General features: G+C 67.1%; 2 protein-coding genes and 1 pseudogene. All 3 read right to left on the bottom strand.

Translation table 11 applies throughout. The features are described from left to right. Positions 1 to 348 (bottom strand): annotated as a pseudogene (locus ADBZ5N_RS18620) (type VII secretion protein EccE); the annotation flags it as partial. After that, positions 345 to 1,997: a type VII secretion-associated serine protease mycosin gene (gene mycP, locus ADBZ5N_RS18615; RefSeq protein WP_526260040.1), complete on the bottom strand. Its 1,653-nt coding sequence runs from the start codon at positions 1,995 to 1,997 to the stop codon at positions 345 to 347. The gene mycP and the pseudogene ADBZ5N_RS18620, both read right to left, overlap by 4 nt. Further along, a partial coding sequence (gene eccD, locus ADBZ5N_RS18610) for a type VII secretion integral membrane protein EccD (RefSeq protein ID WP_526260038.1) occupies positions 1,958 to 2,556 on the bottom strand: 599 nt, incomplete at its 5' end. The genes mycP and eccD, both read right to left, overlap by 40 nt.

Here is a 2,556-nt window from a genome sequence, read left to right as displayed (position 1 = left end):
AAGGGTGTTGGCCGTCTCACTGGATGCCGAGCCGGTGAAACAGGTTGCTTCATAGTGTTTTCCGAGTACCTGGATCGCCGCGATGGCGATTCCCTCCTGGTAGCGGACGCCGCCGCCGGCACGATCGTTGACGACGGTCACGGGGTCAACCAGGGTGATGGGGCGTTTCCGGCACAGAAAGAGATTGAGCCACGACCACAGAGTCTGTCCGCGCCATGGGGCTACCCCGACGAGCAGACCGAGGGTCAGGCCCGTGCAGGCACCGAGGTAGCCGCCCAGCGCCCACCCGATCACCGCCAGGGTGAACACACCAACGATGACGGCCAGCCGAATCAGGTCGTGTCTCATCGCGCTCTCCTGGCCCTGGCGATGAACCTGGTCACGATCACGCCGGCGGTAACCACGCCGGCGAATGCCAACGCGACGTTGCGGGCCCGATGGTCTGGCGGAAGCGGCGGGGGAGGCGGAGTCAGTACCCGGGTCAGGGCCTCCGGATCCACCGGATCGGCCGAGGGCACGTCGAAGGTCAGCGCGGCGACCGGATCCACAATGCCGTAGCCCACCTGGTTGTCGACTCCACGAGGTGGGTTGTGCGCTGTCTGAAGGATCCGGTTGATCACCTGGTGGGCAGTCAGTTGCGGAAACTTGGCGCGGACCAGTGCCGCAACACCACTGACGTAGGCGGCGGAGAAACTGGTCCCCCAGAACGGGATGTTCTGCTCCCCCGGGCGCACCGGCGGGTAGGCATTCACTGGACCGCCTGTCTGGGGCGACAGTCCCATGATGGCAACTCCCGGTGCGGCTACCGCCACCCACGGTCCGGCCAGGCTCTTTCTCAGCGGTGCGCCGGTGGTGTCGACTGCACCAACCGACAGCACGTAGTCGGAGAACCAGGACGGCGACGAAACCGTCTTGACGTGCTGCCAGTCACGCGGGTCATCAACGTCTAGCGGGTCCAGGGCCGGGTTCTGTGCACAACCATCCTCGCCCTCATTGCCGGCGGCGGCGACAACGACAGCGTCCTTGACGGTTGCGGCGTACCACACGGCCGCACCGATAGCCCGCTGGTCGAGTGGGTCTGCTGCCGAAACGCAAGCCGTGACACTGACATTGATGACCTTGGCACCAATAGTGGCGGCATGCACGATTGCACGCGCCAGCGTCGATACGGTGCCAGCCTTGCGCCGAGCTTCCATATCGCCCCCGCCGGGACTCTCCGGTTCGAAGGCCCGAGAGGACTGGCGGATCGAGATCACGGTGGCGTGTGGCGCCACGCCGGCGACGCCGTCGGGCGCACCGGGCAGGGGTGCCGGAACCTCCGGCGCCGCAGCCCCGCTCGCAGTGCCGGGTGCATTTCCGGGCACACCGACGGGTTGACTGGTAGCCGGTGGAGGCGGTGCTGGCTGATCAGCCGGCGGGGGTGCCGGTGCTACTTCCGGGTTGGGGGGCGCAACCGGCGGTGGGACCACCGGCGGGCCGGCGGCCGGCGGCGGATACGCGGGGACTGGCGGCATGGGAGCAGGCATCGGCATACCCGACGGCGCCGCGGAGATCAGGGAGGCCACCACCGTTCCGTGCGCGTCACAGTCGGACAGGCCGTCACCGCCCATGATGTAGTCACCGCCTGGAATGACCGGCAGCCGTGGGCTCGGGTTGACACCGGTATCGATGACCGCGACCGGCACGCCGTTACCAGTTGAATGCTCCCAGGCCTTACTGATGTTGAGCATGGCAAAGCCGGGCGCGGGTAGACCGACATTGGGTTCGGCGACGGTAATGGCCCGGGCACAGACATTGCTCTGCCGCATCGGTTGTTCCGGCCCTGGAGTGTCGTCGGGCGGAACCAGGGCCGGGTCGACCGACGGTGGTTCGATTGCCCACGCCACCGGCGCGTTGGACAGGAACCCAGTCATCGCAACCGCCATAGCGATTGCCGCGATGCGCTCACAGCAGCGAGTCATCGCATCCGCACCCAAGCGAACAGGCCACCTACCCATGCGGCGAGGGGAAGCGCGATGACAATGGCGGCTAACTCCAGCCACTCGGCGACCATCCGAACCAGCGGCGTGAAACGGGTAACCGGTACCAGCAGTGCCGCTGCCAGCCCTGCGCCGCCCAATAGCGTCAGCACCAAGACTCCCCATAGCGGTGCGGCGGAGTCAGGTGGGTAATGCAGCACATAGCGCACCACTCCGACGCACACGGCCGCCGCGGCCCCACAGACCAGTGCCACCGCCTGGCGTCTGTCGGCGAAGGCGCGCCCGCGGCTGATGAAGATCAACGCGAAGAGAATCGCAACGACTGCAGCGCCGGCGCTTCGTGCCTGGCCAGGGATCAGGGTGGCCCATGTTGCGGCCGGTAGGGCGATCGCAGTGGCCACGCAGATTCCGGTGAGGACGCTGTTGGCGCGACGAGCTGCCTCGGCGATCTCGATGCCTCGCGGCGTGACGTCGGGATTGGGTTCCTCATCGACCGTCTCGTCGACCGGGGCGACCGCATCGACCGGCATTCCGTCGCTGCGGTTGAAGACATCGCGGCCGGTGATCGAGCCGAAGT

It is taken from the genome of Mycobacterium sp., from assembly GCF_044370595.1.
Taxonomy (GTDB): Bacteria; Actinomycetota; Actinomycetes; order Mycobacteriales; family Mycobacteriaceae; genus Mycobacterium.
Note: the sequence above shows the minus strand (reverse complement) of the source record. Positions and strands in the feature narration are given on the sequence as shown.

Coding starts and splice junctions, on each gene's coding strand:
- mycP (WP_526260040.1), bottom strand. CDS start 1,997: ATGGGTAGGTGGCCTGTTCGCTTGGGTGCGGATGCGATGACTCGCTGC.